Below are 19,517 nucleotides of genomic sequence, written 5' to 3'. Positions count from 1 at the left end.
TCCAATTTAGCAAGAGAGATCTTAAAGCATAACAAGCAAGGCGAACGCATGTGCGGGTGGCAACATGGCTAGAAAAAAACCACAAGACGATACAGAGCTTACAGAAGCAGAAAAAGAAATCCTTCAAGAAATTATTATGACCTACAAAAGTATAAAAGTGATGTCACGTTATACGAGATGGATTGTACTCATTATACTCTTACTAGCGCTTGATTTTTCACGCCTTATAGATGCATTGGTAAATATTTTTACACAAAAACCAAATATCCGACTCTAAATACATTCTGAGATGTGCGAAACTGTTTAGCAAATGAATTATCAATTTCGCACGCCTTGTGGAGGCAATCAATAATATCTTTGCACATCTCAAACAGTGGGGTTCAAAAGATTAGCTCCCCAAAAATCTTTCATAAAAGCTCTCAAAAAACACCTCGAAAAGAAGTTTTGATTCGTAATAATTGAGAAAGTCTCAAAAATATTTGCTAGAATCATGAGAAGATTTTTTTCTAGCAGGATTTTTTAGATGCTTACATCATTTGGCAAAATTTTACGCAAAATTCGCCTTGATCGCTTCGAACGACTCTTAGATATGGCTGATAAAGTAGGCATATCTGTAGCATTTTTATCTTCTGTCGAGATTGACAAGAAATCTATTCCAGTAGGCATGGAAGACAAGATCATAGAGCTTTATGATTTAGATAGAAATATGGCTTCTCTCTTAAGAAAAGAGGCTGATATCTGTCGTAAGAATTTTACAGTCAAACCTTCTGACTCATTTGGACATGAAGCTATGGACATGTTTGTTAAAACTTTAGAAAATTTTTCATAACAGGATTCGGCAGAATTTAAAAAATTGTTGGAGAAAGTTAGGAAAAAAGGAAGTACTTTGGAGAGGTACATTGGAAAATCCTATTCCCGAACCTTTATTTATCCCGAACCTTAAAAAAAGACACGCAAAATCAAAAAATTATAGCACGATAAAAGCTCCGTGGCGGAGAGAGAGGGATTCGAACCCTCGATATGGTTTCCCATATACACGCGTTCCAGGCGTGCGCCTTCAACCACTCGGCCACCTCTCCAGAAATTCGCACTATACCCAGAAAGAAATAACGCGCAAGTCTAAACTATACATTCAAAATTAAAAAAACAAATTCTTTTATTAAAGTAAGAGATGATATTGTTGAATAACAAGCACATCCTTTCTTTTTAAGAGAAAACTTTTCCGTGGATAGATATCGTACAATGCAATTCTGATTACTTTGTACAATGAATTAGTTCTTTCTCTTTAATGTTCTTCCTTATCACCTTATATCCTTTCTTAGAGCACGTACAGCTCGTGCTGTTTCACATTGTAACGCTTTTTGCGCTAAAATTTTCATCTCTTCAAAACTATGTGTCTGCAAACATGTCTTTACTGGAGAAATATCGCAAGATAGCATAGAAAGCTCATTAATTCCCAACCCAGTCAAAATCATCGCACCAAAAGGATCTCCAGCCATACCACCACATACACTAACCCAACAGTTATGTTGGATTGCCCCCTGAATAGTCTGATAAATCAGACGTAAAACTGCTGGATCAAGACTATCAGCTTCAGACACAAGATACGGATTTTGCCGATCAACAGCCATCGTATACTGTGTTAAATCATTGGTTCCAATAGAGAAAAAATCAACATGGACGCTCAACACATCCGCCATAATGGCCGCTGCTGGAACTTCGATCATAATACCAAGTTTTAATTTTGGTGCATCAATATCGTTACGGATTTCTTCTGCAATCTTTTTTATAGCAACAATCTCTGAAACAGACATTACCATTGGAAACACAATCCATAGATCTCCTCCCTCTTTTGCTGCTCTATACAAAGCATGTAACTGAGGAATCAAAAGATCACGTCGACGTAACAAAAGCCGTGTTCCTCGAACACCTAAAAAAGGATTGTCTTCTTTAGATAAATGCGTAGCCTGTTTATCCCCACCAATATCAAGCGCACGAATAATTAATGGCTTATCTCCTACAGCTCTAATCATCGCACGATATATATCAAATTGTACCTCTTCATCCGGAATATGTGGATTCTCTAAAAACAAAAATTCCGTACGCATGAGTCCCACACCTTCAGCCCCTAAATCAAATGCAACAGGAACTTGATTTGCGTAGTTGACATTAGCCATGATACGAATTCTTTGACCATCTATCGTTTGCGCTGGGGATCTACACGCATTTATCTCACTGACACGTTTCTGTGCAGCAATATTAATTTGCCTTTGAACATCTTCAACATCTTCAAAGGTAGGATCAAGGTAAATGAACCCATTATCGCCATCAATAATAGCTTGAATATCGGACTGAACCGATAAAATATCAGAGCCTGCAGCAACAACCATCGGAATATCAAGACTACGCGCCAAAATAGCCGTATGAGATAATGGACCTCCCCATGCTGTTGCTAATCCTTTTATCTTTGTACAATCGAGTTGTGCTATATCAGAAGGAGAAAGATCATTTGTAACCAGAATTACACCACGTGGAATATCATTTAAAAAGAATGACCTATAAGATGGATTTATTTCACCTAAAACACGACGACCAATATCAAGTAAATTAACAGCACGTGCGGCTAACAAAGGATTATCTACCTTAGAAAACATATCTGAAAATTGCCGAACTGCTTTATCCCAAGACCAAGCTACACCGTGACCTTCTGCTATAAAGCGATAAGCTTGAGATATTAAGTTTTCATCTTCAAGTAAAACCATTTGCGCAGAAAAAATCGCAGCAGAATCCGCCCCTATGCGCACTGTAATATCAGAAATCAACGATGCCATTTTTTGTTTTGTTTTTGTAAGAGCATCTTCAAGACACGCTGTACCAATAGCAAAATCAATTGGCTGGTCTATTATGGAAATATCATTTTGCTTTAAAACAAAAATCTTACCAAACGCTAATCCTGAACTTGCTCCAACACCAGAAATGCCTTTTTGCATAGAACGTGGATACCAACCATGAAAAGTCTTTGTTTGAGATTCTATTGCTCTCATCACGCATTTTTCACTAACGCTCACCTTTTTTACAATAGAAATCGCATCCTTAAGAAGTTGTGTTCCTTCTGCAGCATCTGTAGAAAAAATTAAAACATCACCGTTTTTTGCTCCCAATTGCAATAACCCAACTAAATTTTTCATTTCAACGGCGTATTGGCCATGGCGAACCCTGATAGAGCTTTGAACCTTTTTCGCAAAATCAGCCCAAAGAGAAGCTGGTCGTGCATGAAGACCACTTGGATAATCTAAAGTCCATTCTTGACACACAGAAAGATCACCAATTAAAGTTTTTTCTATCTTCATATCTTGATCAAACAGAGTTGTAACAATTTGCTGTTTATCTGTCGTTGTTGCAAGTACTTCAAGCTGTTTTTTATCAAGTAAAAGAGAGGTCAATTTTTTGCAAATTTCTCTATAGCGTTCTGGACACGCTGCAATAGCAATAACCAAATGTGCTTTCTTTCCATCCTGCCACTCAACACCAGCAGGGACCTGTATAACAGCAACAGCGTCCTTGATAATTAAATCACGATTCTCAACCATGCCATGAGGGATAGCTATACCATTCCCAAGCCAAGTATTGGTCATTTCTTCACGTGCAAGCATGCTTGCCAAATAGCATTTGTCAACTGCACCAACCTGCATAAGTAATTCAGCAGCAGCATAGATCGCATCATTTTTATGATCAAAAGTAGCTGCAAGTTGGACAGATCTTATAGACAAGATTTCACTTTCGGTAAAATCCACATTCATTGCTTCTGCTTTCTCACATCTCATCATGAATTCAAATTGCCTCACATTTGAACACGAATACTCTGATAAATCCCTTTTCAAAGCTGCATTTACAAAAATACAAGCTATAAACAATATAATGATTCTCTTTTATTTTGCGGAATATAGCCAAGTGAGGTACCTAAACACCTCAATATAAACGATAAAACAATTTGGATATGATCATCCAGCGGATTGCTTAAAACTAACATACGCAAATTTGACTCTTACTCTTTACTCTACAAAGACAAAACCTCGCTTTTAAAAGCCCCAATAGCTTGAAAAACTATGTTTTAAAACGCTCTCATTGTCCCAAGTTATTTAACATAACTTATCATTATTTCCCTTTACAAGAAATAATCCTTCTCCGATCATCTGTAACGTTAGCTAACATTCTAACTTACCCCTCCAAATTGATTTAATCCCCTGTCCTTCTTCTCAATTCATTCCATAGTTAAAATTGCTTCATGCAACTTACCATCTTTAAAATCCTGTGCAGAATATCCTATAATATTCCCCCTTAAATATATAGCATTGATATATTTTAAGCTACTCCTATGCCTCAATCAATATCGCAAACATACCATGCCCTTCGCACATTCCTCCAACGCCATTCTTAACCACTAAAGCCAAGCAAAACTTTACAAATAATCTTATTCTCTAGATATTTCGACACATGAGATAACTAAAGCATAAAAATAAAAAGCAATCATTGCCTTCATCCTCGCTCTTATGCTGGTTTATTTTTAACAATGCACAATAATAGTAAAATCAGAAAAAATACTTTTAAAGGTAACTGATTTCACATTGATTATTTTTTTTATATCTTTGAAATACCGTTCCTTTTAAAATGGTAATTTTGCTCCCAATTTACTGCTTCCCTGCATGAATATCACTTTCAAAGTAGTTTTGACTGCCATCTTGTGGATTTTTCATTTCTGTGCCTTTCCACATCACCATCTAAAAAAACAATATGACAACTTATCAAAATCATACATATCAATAAAAAGATTTGTCTTTATCAAAATAATCGCATAAATAGTACTGTCATCAAATTTCTTATAATCTCCCGAAAACAAAACACCCTTTTGATAAAGAAATTACTAAACGCTTCTCCATGCATAAAAAAAGTAAACTCTCTATTATTATACACAAATTTATCAACAAATTCCATTATAATATCAATATCTTCAGTACAAACACAACACCCGACAAAACTTTCCTCCTTGTGAAAAATCATTTCCTCAATTCTACCTTTTTTGTTTTCCATATACCTTCTACATTTATTATAGTACCAACACAAAAAGGGAAAGATAATATTCTATCTTTCCCTTTTAATGCTTATAAAACTACAACTACAATTCAACGAAATTACAGTTGATTGCTAGAGAGTGCTGCAGATTACTCTGCTCTATCCACCATAGGAATGACTGAAACATAGGAACGGTTACCCGCTTTGCGTTGAAAAGAAACCTTTCCATTTGATAGTGCAAAAAGTGTATGGTCTTTTCCAATGCCAACATTGTGACCAGGATGCCAACGTGTACCGCGTTGACGGACAATAATATTTCCAGCAATAACGCTTTCACCACCAAATTTTTTAACGCCTAGACGTTTCGATTCTGAATCGCGACCATTACGCGAGGAACCTCCAGCTTTTTTATGTGCCATAGACGCTCTCCTTTAATCTTTCTTACTCTTTGATACTACAACTGTTTGCTTTTGCGATGTAATCTTTTTTTCAGTTGCTTTTTTAGCTGTATTTTCAACAGAAGTAGGTGCTTTTGTTTCCTTTGATGCAATTTTTTCTTCTTTGATGGGTTTCGCAGTTACTTTTTTAGGCTGTGAACCACCCATTAAAATTTTTAAAATACGAAGTATTGTAAACCCTTGACGATGACCACGCGTGCGTTTAGAATTTTGGCGGCGGCGCTTTTTAAATGCGATAATTTTGCGTCCACGCGCCTGTTCTATAATCTCAGCCGTCACCAATGCATCAGCAACAACAGGTGTACCAATAACCGCATTACCTTCTTGCCCAACCATCAATATATCATTGAATTCAACAACATCACCCGTATTTCCACTAACTTTTTCAACTCTTACCACTTGGTTAGCAACAATACGGTATTGCTTACCACCGGTCTTGATGACTGCGAACATTTTTTATCCTTCCGTTCACTCCAGCTCTTATTTTAATTTCTGCCTTGAAATAAGGGAAAATAGGCTGCTTTTTATCAGTCGTAATAGATCTTAAAGAAAGGTATAAATCTTCCTCAACACAAACGAGCGCAGATTTCCCCACGCTTATATTTTATATATGAAGGAATTTCTATTCTCTGTCAATAAAGTCCTATAAAAAAGAAAAAAAGGTTGTACCAAAAACAATTGAAGGTTATCTACCCTTCATACACTCAAATATTATTTCACTTTAATATGGAGAGATGGCTGAGTGGTTGAAAGCACCGCACTCGAAATGCGGCATAGAGGTGACTCTATCGGGGGTTCAAATCCCTCTCTCTCCGCCAAAGTTTAACTCCCGTGACAGTATTAAAGTGTCTTTAATCATGCTTGCTAGTGAGTTTTGTATATTTTGGTCTAAATTTCTACCAATTCATCTTTCAAAAGATCTTAAAGGAAGTTACAAAAGATCTTTAAGATCTTGCAAAGCCTCTTTATCGTTTTTGTTAATAAATTCTCTTACAATCTTTGCTCTTTTTTGATTTCCTGTCAAAAAAATCTAATTCAAACAATAAGGGAAAGCCTAGTCAAAATAAAAAATTATTTCATATTTTTCTCTCATTCTATTTTTACTTCAAGTTAGTATAGCATCTCCTATCAAATTATATTTATTTTGCGCGTCTTGCTTGAATATGTGCGAGTAACCCTAATGTTGAACTATCGCGATTATCCGCTTTACTTTCTCCACGAAGAATTGGTAGTAACTCATCCGCTAATTCTTTACCGAGTTCAACACCCCATTGATCAAATGAATTAATATTCATTAAAATCCCTTCAACAAAAACACGATGTTCATAAAGCGCAATGAGACGTCCAAGTGCAAAAGGCGTTAATAAATCCTGAACCAACGTAATGCTGGGACGGTTTCCTTTAAAACTTCTATGAAGTGCTAAATGATCTGCTTCACGCTCATCAACTCCATTTTTTCTCAAGATATGCTGTGCATCTTCAATACTACGCCCTTTCATCAAAGCTTTTGATTGTGCTAAACAGTTTGCTAGCAACCTCTCATACATAGAATGTAAATTTTTCTCATGCCCTTTTATAAATAAAATAAATTCTACAGGAATAACATCTGTTCCTTGATGCAGAAGCTGAAAAAAAGCATGTTGACTATTTGTTCCTGCATCACCCCAAACAATCGGACCACTTGAGAAACCTAAGGGTTTTCCATCCAAAGAAACTTGCTTCCCATTTGATTCCATATCAAGCTGTTGTAAATAAGCTGGGAAATGTATTAAACGCTGTGCGTAGGGAATAACAGAACGTGATGAATAACCACAAATAACACGATGCCAGAACCCTAAAAGAGCAAAGCGAATAGGAATATTTGTATGCAAAGGCATGGTCTTAAAATGTTGGTCCATTTGCAAAGCACCATTGAGAAATTGGCGAAAATTCTGCCCCCCTATTGCAAACATAACAACAAGTCCAATAGCTGACCAAATTGAATAACGCCCTCCAACCCAATTCCAAAATTTAAACACTTTTGTGGAATCTATGCCAAATCCTGCCACTTTATCAAGAGCACTCGAAACAGCAACAAAATGCGTACAAACGGCTTCTTTTCCTAAATACGAACAAATCCACTGACGTGCAACTTCAGCATTTTCCATTGTTTCAGCCGTTGTAAAAGTTTTAGAAGCAATGACAAACAGCGTTGTCGCTGGATTCAAAATAGAGAGAGTATCAGAAATATGAGCACTGTCAGCATTAGAAACAAAATGACAACGTGGACCATCATGATAGGGTTTTAAAGCATACGTGACCATTGCAGGACCAAGATCAGAACCACCAATACCAATATTTACAATATCACTTATTCTCTCTCCACTGCTTCCCTTATAGCTGCCATCACGTACCTTTTCAGCAAATCTTTCCATATCTCCAAGGACATCTTGAATATCGCGAATAAGATCATGACCATCTAACATAAAAATTTCATCAGAAGGCAAACGTAATGCGATATGAAGCACTGAGCGTTTTTCAGTTGTATTAATCGCCTGACCAGAAAACATTGCATCACGCCGGCCTAACACATCTGATGCGACAGCTAAATCATCTAGAAGCTGCAATGTTTTAAATGTTACACCACATTTTGAAAAATCGAAAAGAAAATCATCAAGTCTGAGAGAAAAATGGGAAAAACGCTGTTCATCTTCTAAAAAATGCCGACGAATATCATCGACCCCATCCTTTGCAGCATGGCTCCTTAAAGCTTTTAATGCGGCTTCAAAAGCCTTTTCATTTCGAATCGAAAAGCTATCTCCCATAAGCTTATCCTACACGGTTATTGATAATGAAATCTATGACAAATAATCACAAAGTAAAAAGAATATCTTCTATTTCGCGCTATTTTCATTGCTCACATAAAAATTTAAGGGATATCAAAGTAAAAAAGTAAAAATCCCAAATAATATTTTTACAAAAATAAACTTTTAAAGCTTTTCTACTAGATGCATCATTTAACTTGATTGAGTTCTTTTGCTAATCGTATATTTTCTTCTACTTTTGAGCTTATAAAACGCCCCAAAAAAAGATAAACGACCGGCGTAACATACAGTGTAAAAATAGTTGCTAAACCTAAACCACCAACGATAACCCAACCTAAAGCTATACGAGCTTCTGCGCCAGCACCTTTAGCTAAAACCAAAGGAATACCCCCTAAAATGGCACAAATCATTGTCATACAAACTGGACGAAGGCGAATATTTGCTGCTTCTTCTATGGCTTCACGCACGCTTCTTCCTTTATCACGTAATTGATCTGCAAATTCAACAATAAGAATACCATTTTTAGCCATAACGCCAATTAATAAAATTAATCCAATTTGACTGTAAATATTAAGACTTACACCGCTTAATAGCATAGCAACTACAGCACAACCAATCCCTAATGGGACAGTAGCTATGATAATGAATCCTGAAATAAAGCTTTCAAACTGAGCAGCCAAAATCAATAAAATAATCAAAAAAGCAATACCAAAAACAATCATAAAACTGGAAGAAGTTTCATTAAGCGTTTCAGCTTCTCCTAAAGGAACCACATAGGTTCCTTTCGATAACAAAGGAGAAGCAATTTTCTCTACAGTTTGGTAAGCATCCCCTAAAGCCATACCTGGAGCAAGATTTGTACTTAAAACAATAGCACTCATGCGTTTTTCCCGTTTTAATTGGGGGGCGATAGCTTTTTCATGTAAATGGGCAATAACTGATAAAGGGATGTAACGATCGTTTTTGGTCTTTAAAAAAATATTTTCTAAATCAGTAGGACTCTTCATAGAATTTTTACGCGATATCAGTTTAACATCATAAGAATGATTATCTATGTTAATGGCTCCAATCTTTTTACCATCCAACATTGCTTGTAATGTATCGCCTAAATTGGTGATATCAATCCCTAAATCGGAAGCTTTTTTGCGATTGATTTCAATGAAAAATTGCGGTTGTGTTGCATCAACAGTAAGACGTGGGCGAATAAAATGCGGATCATCTTGTAAAGCACGCACCAACCTATCAGCAATGGGTTGTAATGTTGCATAATCATTGCCAAGAACTGCAAATTGTAACCCTTGCCCAGTTCCTCTCACACCTAGAGAATTTCCCTGTGCAGCAAACACAAAAACTGCGGGAAACCGTCTAACCCTTGCATTAACATCTTTCACGATTTCTTGCTGACTCCGTAAACGTTCATCCCAAGGTGACAGCAATAAAACCAAAAAAGCAGTATTGGATGAACCACCAATACCTGCTATAGAGTAACTGTTCGCAATCTCGCCTGCATCACGCAATGGCTGTAGACTGGCTTCAATTTGCTCTACTTGCTCGTTCAAATATTGTGTTGAAATACCTTGTGGTCCATTAATGACCAAAAAGATAAGAGCTCTATCTTCTTCTGGTGTTAATTCCTGTTGTAGCTTCGTATAGCATCCCACACAAAGACCTGTAAAAATAAGTGAAGCAAAAACAACAGCCCAAGGCTTTTCTAAACACTTATGCAAACTGTAAGTATATGTCTTATGAAACAAAGCGCCTAATTTGTATAAAAAAGTAAAATGATGGACTTTCTTCTCATTCTCCTCAATATTTTCTTTGAGAAAACGTGAAGCTAACATGGGACAAAGTGTTAAGGCAATAATGGAAGAAAGCAAAATAGAAATTGCCAAGACAAAACCAAATTCTCTAAAAAGTCCTCCAACTTGCCCGGGAAGAAAAGATATAGGAACAAACACAGCCACTAAAGTCAATGTTGTTGCTAAAACAGCAAAAAATACTTCATGTGTTCCTAACACCGCTGCAGCTCTAGAACCTACCCCCATAGTGCGCCACCGAACAATATTCTCAAGAACAACAATGGCATCATCCACAACAAGCCCTGTTGCTAAAACAAGTCCTAAAAATGTAAAAATATTTAAGGAAAATCCTACAAGATAAATAGCGGCAATGGTACCAATCAAAGCGACAGGAAGAGATAAAGCAGGTATTAGCGTTACACGAAAATCTCTGAGAAAAAGAAAAATGACAAAAATAACGCTCAAAATAGCAATGACCAACGCAATCTCAACCTCATGAAGGGCACTTTTAATAAAAATTGCATCGTCACTAATAACGTCTATATGTACAGAAGGAGGAACGACACTTTTAAGATTATCAACAACAGCTCTCACGCCTGCAGAAATATTAAGGGTGTTGGATTGTGCTTTTCGCACAATCCCTAATCCAATCCCTGTCTTCCCATTGATACGAAGAATAACCGTTTCTAGATCCGGTGATAAAGTAACATGTGCAACGTCACCGAGATGCACATGAGGCTTTAAAACAACTTGTTCAAAAGATTCCGGTGTTGTTAAACGTGCAGTAGCACGTACAACTAAAGTTTGCCTAGAATTGCGTAATGATCCTACTGGCACATCCGTTGTCATATCAGCAAGAACACGTGAAATATCTGCTACTGTTAATCCATAACTTGCAAGTTTATCTTGATCTATATCAATCTGAAAAATCTTTGTACGAGCACTATCGACCTGTACATCCCCAACACCTTCAACAGCAGAAATTGCATCAACAATCTGATCATCTACAACTGTTGTTAAATCATCAATACTCATTGTTGGTGATGTTACAACTAAATACATCATGGCAGCAGCATTCGAATCTGCTTTAATAATCAAAGGTGAATCTGCATTTTTGGGTAAAGAATAAGCAATGCGAGACAGAGCATCACGGATATCAGATGCCGCTACATTCAAATCAACACCAACATTAAAATCAATCTGCACACGGGAGCGTCCAAAAGAAGATGTTGAAGAAATCGCCTTAACACCTGAAACACGAGAAACAGCATCTTCTATAACTTTTGTTACTTCACGATCAATTGTTTCCGCTGATGCACCAGAAAATATCGTCACAATCGTTGTGACTGGCGTATCAACATCGGGTAATTCTCTCACATCAACATTCAACCATGCTGCAAATCCTGCAATGATGATCATAGCATTTAAAACAAAAGTAAAAACCGGCCTGCGAATAAATAAGGTAATGAGACCACCTTGTTCCACCTGTGACATAGACTGTTTTGTATTCAATTCTTGGTTCATTGTATATCTGTTCCATAAACTGTTGATAATTGCTGCTGATGGAACTTTGGATCAACAATGGTTACTTTACTTCCTGGATAAAGCATTTGTACCCCTTGAATGACAACTTGATCACCATTTTCTAAGGGAGCTTTTACGAAAACTTTATCTGCTTCATGCTGAATAATCGATACAGGAATAGCCTCTACTTTTCCTTCTCTCACACGCCAAACAAATGACCCTTTACTGTTCCATTGAACAGCAAGAGGATTAACGACAGGGAAAGAACCGCCATGAAATTGCAAAGCAACAGAAAAAGACATACCAGACATGAGTGTATCTTTTTCATTATTGATTTCAACCTGAACATGAAGTGTGCGACTGTCTGAATCAACGATATTATCAATCGCATAAATATGACCAACAAAAGATTTATCTGGCTGCGCGGTTAATGTGGCCGTTACCTCATCTCCTTTATGAAGGCGCGAAACGTATCGTTCAGGAGCCCATATATCGACCAAAATTCGTTCTCTATTTTCAATACGGCCTATTACAGTATTAATGGTCACGTTATTCCCCGCATCAACGGGTAAAATACCAATAACTCCAGGAATAGGTGCTCGAATTATTCGCCGTTCCAGATCTAATTCAGCATTACGCAAAACTAAATTTGCGTTATCTAACTCTAAACGTGCCGTAAGTTCTTGAACTTCCGTCGCTGTATTGCTGGCACGTAATTTAAGAATGCGCGAAAGCGTTAATGAATTATTGTCACGCTGTACTTTTGCTTTTGCAGCCGCTATTTCCTCTTTTTTAGAATCAAGCTTTGCAATCGCATCACCTACTTGTACTTTTGTACCAGCTGATACAAAAAGCTTATCAACAATACCTGGAGATAAAGGGGTAAGCTCAACTTCTGCGAGTGCCTGCCCATTTCCTAAAACATTAAGGCGCTCATAAAAATCTTTAATTTTTACAAGATCAACGACAACATTCATCGGTGGTCTTCCCATTTTTCCCTTTGAAGGGTTAGACGATACTCGTGTTTTATCCACCATAGAAATGGGTTGTTCTGCACTCTGTTTTCCAGCCAAATAAGTAACCATTAAAATGACAATTAAAAATACGAATGCAAAAATCTTTTTTAATAACGCCATACATCCACCCTTGCTGTGTTATGTTTATCTGAAACAGTTATTCAACAGTAATATCAGCATTTTATAGAAAAACCAAACAGCAGGCGTATATCTCTTACCCCCCTACCGCGAAAAACATATCTCATCTCCCCCTAACTATCTTTCATAGACTAAAACGTCAAATTAACTATCATTCATATTACTTTATAAGAAAATAATCATATCAAAACCAACTGAGACCATAATATCTTATATTCTTTTTTACAATATCTCATAAAAGAGAGATTTTTTTTATTGCTATTCCAAGTTTCACTTGCATTTCTTTAACGAAACGATTAGGAACCCTTTATCCTAGTCAATGTAGGAAATTGAAATATGGGCACCCGTAGCTCAGCTGGATAGAGCACCAGACTACGAATCTGGGGGTCAGGAGTTCGAATCTCTTCGGGTGCGCCAATTACCAATAAATTTAGTATCTTGCTCGCATTTTAGGATCTGTGGTTTTCTATGTGATTTATTTTTTACCTGTCCGTAGGTTGCTTATGATTCATCGCTCTATTCCATTATGAATAGTTTGTTTAGCTATTTTGATAAAATGAAATATTATGGCCTTCAATCTAACCCTAAAGCGCTTTTATTAGCAACAATCATAACGGTTTCATGAGTAGCGTGTGTTATTGTTTTCTTTTCTCGATCTATACGCTTGTTTTTAAGCCCTTCCGGATTATACTTTCTTCAATCTGTTGGATAATTTTTACGTGCTTATTTCTAGCTTTTCCATAAATGGATGTTGTTAAATATTTCATTTCTGCCAGCCCCATCTTAAAAGGAACTTTAGATCTGAAACCATAAATTCAGGTTTACCACCATATACAGCTTTTTTTAGTGAATTCTTGGAATAATAAATAAACTACTTCTCAAACAGATCGTCGTAAAAACACTTATGGTATTTATGAATATCATCAGCATTTTGTCGAAAACCAAAGCTTCTTTTCGAGAATTTTTTAATTGAACTAAACATTAAATGTATTTGCATTGCTAAAAAGCAAATAGCTTTAAAGTCTCTTCTTCATCAACATAATTTAAGATTAAAAATCAAATATTCTATATCACCTTTGGAAGAAACTTTTCCATTTTAACAAAATCCTTTTTAACAAAACTTTTAAGAATACCATATTCTTAAAGATATAAAAATTTGAGAATAAAAAGTGAAATAATTCCCCTGCATCGAAAGTTTTAAAAAAGCCTTTTTCCTGATATTCTTCATCAGCTGATGTTGAGAATGATATTGGCTGGCTAAAAATATATCAAAACTTAGAATATAGAGTTTATGCTTTCTAAAAAATAATAAAAATCTTCTTGTGTTCCTTTCGTATTATTTCTTGCACAACACATCATCGCCCTCTATGATATCTTATATTCTCTATAGACTCTTCTCATTAATCCGTAAGAGAATAGATCCCTGGTGTCAATAAAAACTCAATTTAAAGAATTTTTCCATGCTTAAAACAGATATTGAAATTGCTCGCACTGCTAAAAAGCAACATATTACTGAAATTGCACAAAAAATTGGTATCTCACATGAAAATCTTATTCCCTATGGTCATGATAAAGCTAAAATTTCTTCTGCATACATAAAGTCGCTCGATAAAAATCCAGATGGTAAACTTATCCTCGTCACGGCGATCAATCCCACACCTGCCGGAGAAGGCAAAACAACAACAACAGTTGGACTCAACGATGCTCTTAATCTCATTGGGAAAAAAACAATAGCTACCCTGAGAGAACCATCTTTAGGTCCCTGTTTCGGTATAAAAGGCGGTGCTGCTGGTGGTGGTTATGCACAAGTCGTTCCAATGGATGACCTTAATTTACATTTTACCGGTGATTTTCATGCTATTACAGCTGCTCATAATCTTCTTGCCGCAATGATCGATAATCATCTTTATTGGGGAAATACTCTAAACATTGATCCACGTCGTATTGTTTGGAGACGCGTTCTTGATATGAATGACCGTGCATTGCGCGACATCGTGATTTCATTAGGAGGCGTAACAAATGGTTTTCCACGCCAAACAGGTTTTGATATCACTGTTGCATCAGAAATTATGGCAATTCTTTGTCTTTCTGAAAATTTAGAAAACCTTACAGAAAGACTCAAAAAAGTTATTGTTGCTTATCGTTATGATAAAACGCCCATCACCGTTGCTGATCTCAATGCAGAAGGTGCAATGGCAGTTCTTCTCAAAGATGCCATACAACCCAATCTCGTACAAACAATTGAAAATAATCCTGTTCTCGTTCATGGAGGACCTTTTGCCAACATTGCTCATGGTTGCAACTCAGTTATAGCAACAAAAACCGCTTTAAAACTCGCTGATTATGTTGTCACAGAAGCAGGATTTGGAGCAGATCTTGGAGCAGAAAAATTCTTCAACATTAAATGTCGGCAAGCAGGCATTATACCAAATGCTACAGTGATTGTCGCAACTATTCGTGCATTAAAAATGAATGGCGGTGTGGATAAAAATAATCTGACAGAAGAAAATATCACCGCTTTAGAAAAGGGAGCAGCTAATCTTTTACGACATATCAAAAATATGGAGCATTACAGTATCCCTTCGGTTGTAGCTATCAATCATTTTTACAGCGATAGCGATGCTGAAATAAGAGTATTACAAAAAATAGTAGCAACAACTGGACACAAAGCTATTATCTGTAAACATTGGGAGCAAGGTGGAAAAGGCGCTATAGAACTTGCACAAGAACTCGTCACCTTGATTAAAAAACAAGATTCTCACTTTAAAGTTCTATATCAAGATAATATTCCACTCGTTCAAAAAATTAATTGTATTATAACAAAGCTATACGGCGGGCGTGGTGCCATCATCCCAACCCCAATTCTCAAACAACTTGAATTTTGGGAAAAAGAAGGGTTTGGTACCTACCCTATTTGCATGGCAAAAACACCCTATTCTTTTTCTGCTGATCCCAAGAAATATGGTGCTCCTGTTGATTTTGAAGTTCCTGTACGAGAAGTTCGTCTCTCTGCAGGTGCCGGCTTTATTGTTGTCATTTGTGGAGATGTTATGACGATGCCTGGATTACCCCATTACCCTGCCGCTGAAAAAATTCATCTTGACGAAAATGATCAGATCCAAGGACTTTCATAAGTTGATAATCGTAAACTCTATCATTCATTATCAAAAGCGTTTTATAACAAAAAGAATAGAATCTTAAAAAGCAATATAGACAAATATCTTATTTATGTGATAAAAGATTCTGTCTTTTTGAATATGCTTTTAAAAGGACGTGGATTTTTCTTATCATTTATGACACTGAAAAAAGCAGGATAAATAGTGCAAGTACTCGTTCGTGATAATAATGTTGACCAAGCGCTCCGTGCGCTGAAAAAAAAGATGCAGCGTGAAGGTATCTTCCGTGAAATGAAAATGCGTAGTTATTATGAGAAACCTTCCGAGAGGCGTGCTCGTGAGAAAGCTGAAGCTATCCGTCGTACACGTAAGCTTGCTCGTAAGCGTGCGCAAAGAGAAGGTCTTGTTAGTAATGGACGACCTGTTGCAATGAAGTAATATATTTTTATGTATGCGCTATAATGTTACGTGCTTAATAGTATAAATAAGTCAGCAGAAATTTTATATTTATAGAATATCTAAAATGAGTTTTTCTCATAATATGTATTTTTTGGTGTGTAGAATTATCTGAGCGTAATGGACATTATGGGATTATAAAGTGGTGATTCTTACTTCACTGTTCAGTATTTTAAGCATTGCATTGCATATAACACTCTGATTCTTTAAATTTATCTATTGTTGTGTAAAATAAGCAAGGGAGTGGATTATTTTGTTATAATCTCTTGCTACAGTTTTTCTTATGCCAAATAACTCTTTCTGGTAGACAGATCTCTTGATGTTTTTCTTTTGGTGTTAACTAATATTATGCATCTTTCGAAAATCCTAGATCAAATTGCAAAATACAAATTATTATTGCAATGTGATTATGTATTTATAAGGTATGCTATCAAATACATAATCCTCTTTTCCTGCAATTATGTAACAAAGTGATTTAAAGCCGTAACTTTTTATATCTTTTAACACTCTCACTTCTAAAAAATGAGGCGTTTTAATCTCTACATTACAGATTGTTTTTTCTTGTTTCTTCTGCTAATCACTTATGTAATTCACCTCACAGAGAGATATCGAGCAAATTTGCTGCTGAATATTTCATTTAACTTTTATATAGAGTTAAAATAAAAAAATCGGCAAAAAATAGAGAAAACATTGTATTTTAATACGTGTAAATATACATTATATTTCTACTTTTTGATGAAAATATTTTTATATTCAACTAACAATTAAAATTTATAACGTATTGATTTATTGCTATAATTAACCGTTATTTCATATTAAGTAATAACGCTGAAGACAGTCAAATCTCTCATAATACTCCCTCTCATAATTGGATCAATCAAATCCATTTGCTCGCCTGTACTTTCATTTCGAAAAACAAATTCAAAAAAGAGATATGATACTTTAGCCTTAATCTACCGTACAAAAACTACTACGGTTATAATATACTTTACTGTTTTATCATGCATATGGCTCCATAAAAATCCAATATTTATCCATCTTCTTATAAGTAAAATAAACATTAAGAAATTCAAACTTTTGTTTTCCTTACTTTGCTATCCTCGTAACAATTTTTTTCATCGTTTAGATCTCTTTAACAAGCGATATGTCATAATTCTTATTAATTTCCAATCTTATTTTCTAAATTGCAAACTTTTAATATATGATGAAATAAAGGAGTTAAATGTGCAAAATTCTCGTTGGTTTCGCGTTTCAAGGCTCGCATCATGTATCTTAATAGCAAAAATCATTGTATTGGGTTCAACTCATTTGTTGCATGCACAAACATTTAATCAAAATTTAGGGCCTAGTGGTCTACCACTTCCTCGATTTGCTTCAATTAAACCTACCCGTGTTAATGTACGCGTCGGACCAGGAAGCAACTATTCTATTATTTTTACTTACAACAAGAAGGGATTACCTATTGAAATCATACAAGAATATGATCAATGGCGCAAAATTCGTGATGCAGAAGGCGATGAGGGGTGGGTGTATCAATCGCTTTTATCAGGAAAGCGAACTGCTATCACTCTTCCATGGCAAAAAGATAAAACAAAAAGACTGATGCTCCGAAAAAAACCCACTGATAATGCAGAACTTGTAGCAGAAGTAGAGCCTAATGTTATTGGCAATATCCACCAATGCGATGGGCAATGGTGCGAAATCACTATTAATAATAATATTCATGGATGGCTTCACCAACCTCAGTTATGGGGAATCTATCCTGATGAAAAAATAAAAAGCTGGTGAATACTCAAACTCATCAAACTTAATTTATTTTATTCCTCATAGCCTCCCCCTCTCACTCCCTATCACAAGATTGATTTTTTGGTTTCAACCGCACGATCAAATCAACATGTGAAATTTCCATACCTGCTGGTGGCTTAGGCAAATTTCTAATAATGGAAGCTTTTTCCAAATCACATGGAATATCAAAAATACGATTTTCGCCTTCTATATAAAAATGATAGTGATCAGAGGTATTGGTATCAAACCAAGTTTTCGAGCCTTCTACGGCAATAATCCGTAACAACCCCGCTTCCGTAAATTGATGAAGCGTATTATAAACCGTTGCTAAAGATACAGGCACATCTGCCTTCACTGCTTCCTCATAGAGATCTTCAGCAGTAATATGACGATTTCCTTGAGAAAAAATCATAGATGCAAGTTCTAACCTCTGACGCGTTGGACGCAAGCCATTTTGACGCAAACGCTTCTCTAACATAGAAATGGAATAATATTGCACAACATTTCCACACTCTTTTGTGGACTGTTGCTCTTCATTTCTATCTAAATTTTCTGCATTCACTGACATATTATAAACTTATAAACCAAAATATATTCTGCTCAAATAAGATCAAAATACAAAAAAATGGGAATAATATGGTATAATCTTGTATTCCATTTTTAAATAATTACCTATGTAAGATACATAAAAAAGGGCCTTTGTCATTAAAAATGATATAAAATCATTTCCCTCTCTTGAAAATTTGCTCTAAAAGTAGGTTGGGGAAAAGCGCAGAAATAAAAATACATACAAATAAATGGAGTAACAATGGCTGAACAAAAGTCTCGCTACACTTATGAAGAGCTTCTAAGCTGCGCTCGCGGCGAAATGTTTGGTAGAGGTAATGCGCAATTGCCTGCACCGCCAATGTTAATGATTCATCGAATCACTCAAATTAATGAAACAGGGGGTCAATATGATAAAGGAACAGTTCGTGCTGAATTTGACATTACACCAGACCTGTGGTTCTTTAATTGTCATTTTATAGGTGATCCGGTCATGCCGGGATGTCTTGGATTGGATGGTATGTGGCAATTAACAGGTTTTTTTCTTGGTTGGTTGGGAGAACCAGGGAAAGGGAGAGCGATATCAATAGGTGATGTTAAATTGTCAGGTATGGTAACTCCACAAACAAAACTTCTTGAATATGGAATAGATTTTAAACGTATCCGGCGTGGAAATTTAGTCTTAGGAATAGCTGATGGGTGGCTAAAAGCAGATGGAGAGACTATTTATAAGGCAAATGATTTGCGTGTTGCTTTATTCAAAGAAAATTGAACGTTATTTCTATTTTTTACTACTCTGTATGAA

At 36.0% G+C, this 19,517-nt stretch carries 12 protein-coding genes, 3 tRNA genes and 1 pseudogene; 8 read left to right on the top strand and 8 right to left on the bottom strand.

Going from position 1 to position 19,517, the window contains the following annotated elements; all coding sequences use genetic code 11:
* Window positions 1–64 precede the first annotated feature (64 nt).
* Both MCY_RS05560 and MCY_RS05555 read left to right on the top strand, forming a co-directional pair.
* Entirely contained in the window at window positions 65–277 is a 213-nt protein-coding gene (locus MCY_RS05560) for a hypothetical protein (protein WP_007347396.1), read from the top strand.
* A 246-nt stretch (window positions 278–523) separates the two neighbouring features.
* Window positions 524–943: pseudogene (locus MCY_RS05555) on the top strand (XRE family transcriptional regulator).
* Between the two features lie 46 nt (window positions 944–989).
* Here MCY_RS05555 and MCY_RS05550 read toward each other — a convergent pair.
* From MCY_RS05550 to rplU, 4 genes are all read right to left on the bottom strand, one after another.
* Window positions 990–1,079 (bottom strand) — tRNA-Ser (locus MCY_RS05550).
* A gap of 222 nt (window positions 1,080–1,301) precedes the next feature.
* The gene (gene ptsP, locus MCY_RS05545) at window positions 1,302–3,827 is read right to left on the bottom strand and encodes a phosphoenolpyruvate--protein phosphotransferase (protein ID WP_007347394.1); all 2,526 of its coding nucleotides are present in this window, start codon (window positions 3,825–3,827) and stop codon (window positions 1,302–1,304) included.
* Between the two features lie 1,392 nt (window positions 3,828–5,219).
* Entirely contained in the window at window positions 5,220–5,489 is a 270-nt protein-coding gene (rpmA, locus tag MCY_RS05535; protein ID WP_007347392.1) for a 50S ribosomal protein L27, read from the bottom strand.
* A 12-nt stretch (window positions 5,490–5,501) separates the two neighbouring features.
* Entirely contained in the window at window positions 5,502–5,981 is a 480-nt protein-coding gene (rplU, locus tag MCY_RS05530) for a 50S ribosomal protein L21 (RefSeq protein WP_007347391.1), read from the bottom strand.
* 275 nt (window positions 5,982–6,256) lie between these two features.
* Between rplU and MCY_RS05525 the strand changes: the two genes are divergently transcribed.
* Window positions 6,257–6,346, top strand: a tRNA-Ser gene (locus MCY_RS05525).
* Between the two features lie 321 nt (window positions 6,347–6,667).
* Here MCY_RS05525 and pgi read toward each other — a convergent pair.
* The 3 genes from pgi to MCY_RS05510 form a co-directional block, all read right to left on the bottom strand.
* The gene (gene pgi, locus MCY_RS05520; protein WP_007347390.1) at window positions 6,668–8,332 is read right to left on the bottom strand and encodes a glucose-6-phosphate isomerase; all 1,665 of its coding nucleotides are present in this window, start codon (window positions 8,330–8,332) and stop codon (window positions 6,668–6,670) included.
* A 188-nt stretch (window positions 8,333–8,520) separates the two neighbouring features.
* Window positions 8,521–11,655 carry an efflux RND transporter permease subunit gene (locus tag MCY_RS05515; protein WP_007347389.1) on the bottom strand — a complete coding sequence of 1,045 codons (3,135 nt, stop codon included), beginning with the start codon at window positions 11,653–11,655 and terminating at the stop codon, window positions 8,521–8,523.
* Window positions 11,652–12,791, bottom strand: coding sequence for an efflux RND transporter periplasmic adaptor subunit (locus MCY_RS05510; protein ID WP_007347388.1), 1,140 nt, complete (start codon window positions 12,789–12,791; stop codon window positions 11,652–11,654). The genes MCY_RS05515 and MCY_RS05510 overlap by 4 nt, the downstream gene beginning before the upstream one ends.
* Window positions 12,792–13,149: 358 nt before the next feature.
* On the opposite strand from MCY_RS05510, the gene MCY_RS05505 reads away from it, so the two are divergent.
* The 4 genes from MCY_RS05505 to MCY_RS05490 all read left to right on the top strand — a co-directional run bounded on the left by MCY_RS05505 (window position 13,150) and on the right by MCY_RS05490 (window position 18,169).
* A tRNA-Arg gene (locus tag MCY_RS05505) sits at window positions 13,150–13,226 on the top strand.
* Between the two features lie 1,043 nt (window positions 13,227–14,269).
* Window positions 14,270–15,943: a formate--tetrahydrofolate ligase gene (locus tag MCY_RS05500; RefSeq protein ID WP_007347387.1), complete on the top strand. Its 1,674-nt coding sequence runs from the start codon at window positions 14,270–14,272 to the stop codon at window positions 15,941–15,943.
* Between the two features lie 186 nt (window positions 15,944–16,129).
* Window positions 16,130–16,363 (top strand): 30S ribosomal protein S21, encoded by a 234-nt coding sequence (rpsU, locus tag MCY_RS05495; RefSeq protein ID WP_007347386.1) that lies wholly within the window; start codon window positions 16,130–16,132, stop codon window positions 16,361–16,363.
* Between the two features lie 1,242 nt (window positions 16,364–17,605).
* Window positions 17,606–18,169 (top strand): SH3 domain-containing protein, encoded by a 564-nt coding sequence (locus MCY_RS05490; protein WP_007347385.1) that lies wholly within the window; start codon window positions 17,606–17,608, stop codon window positions 18,167–18,169.
* Between the two features lie 52 nt (window positions 18,170–18,221).
* Here MCY_RS05490 and irrA read toward each other — a convergent pair whose 3' ends face one another.
* Window positions 18,222–18,734, bottom strand: coding sequence for an iron response transcriptional regulator IrrA (gene irrA / locus MCY_RS05485; RefSeq protein ID WP_007347384.1), 513 nt, complete (start codon window positions 18,732–18,734; stop codon window positions 18,222–18,224).
* Between the two features lie 240 nt (window positions 18,735–18,974).
* Here irrA and fabA point away from each other — a divergent pair, with 240 nt between their 5' ends.
* Window positions 18,975–19,484, top strand: coding sequence for a 3-hydroxyacyl-[acyl-carrier-protein] dehydratase FabA (fabA, locus tag MCY_RS05480; protein ID WP_007347383.1), 510 nt, complete (start codon window positions 18,975–18,977; stop codon window positions 19,482–19,484).
* The last annotated feature ends 33 nt before the right edge of the window (window positions 19,485–19,517 follow it).

This window comes from Bartonella rattimassiliensis 15908 (assembly GCF_000278215.1).
GTDB lineage: Bacteria > Pseudomonadota > Alphaproteobacteria > Rhizobiales > Rhizobiaceae > Bartonella > Bartonella rattimassiliensis.
The sequence above is the reverse complement of the archived record's forward strand: the minus strand, read 5'-3'. Positions and strand labels throughout refer to the sequence as shown.

Coding starts and splice junctions, on each gene's coding strand:
- fabA (WP_007347383.1), top strand. CDS start 18,975: ATGGCTGAACAAAAGTCTCGCTACACTTATGAAGAGCTTCTAAGCTGC.
- MCY_RS05510 (WP_007347388.1), bottom strand. CDS start 12,791: ATGGCGTTATTAAAAAAGATTTTTGCATTCGTATTTTTAATTGTCATT.
- irrA (WP_007347384.1), bottom strand. CDS start 18,734: ATGTCAGTGAATGCAGAAAATTTAGATAGAAATGAAGAGCAACAGTCC.
- ptsP (WP_007347394.1), bottom strand. CDS start 3,827: ATGATGAGATGTGAGAAAGCAGAAGCAATGAATGTGGATTTTACCGAA.
- pgi (WP_007347390.1), bottom strand. CDS start 8,332: ATGGGAGATAGCTTTTCGATTCGAAATGAAAAGGCTTTTGAAGCCGCA.
- MCY_RS05500 (WP_007347387.1), top strand. CDS start 14,270: ATGCTTAAAACAGATATTGAAATTGCTCGCACTGCTAAAAAGCAACAT.
- rpmA (WP_007347392.1), bottom strand. CDS start 5,489: ATGGCACATAAAAAAGCTGGAGGTTCCTCGCGTAATGGTCGCGATTCA.
- MCY_RS05515 (WP_007347389.1), bottom strand. CDS start 11,655: ATGAACCAAGAATTGAATACAAAACAGTCTATGTCACAGGTGGAACAA.
- rplU (WP_007347391.1), bottom strand. CDS start 5,981: ATGTTCGCAGTCATCAAGACCGGTGGTAAGCAATACCGTATTGTTGCT.
- MCY_RS05560 (WP_007347396.1), top strand. CDS start 65: ATGGCTAGAAAAAAACCACAAGACGATACAGAGCTTACAGAAGCAGAA.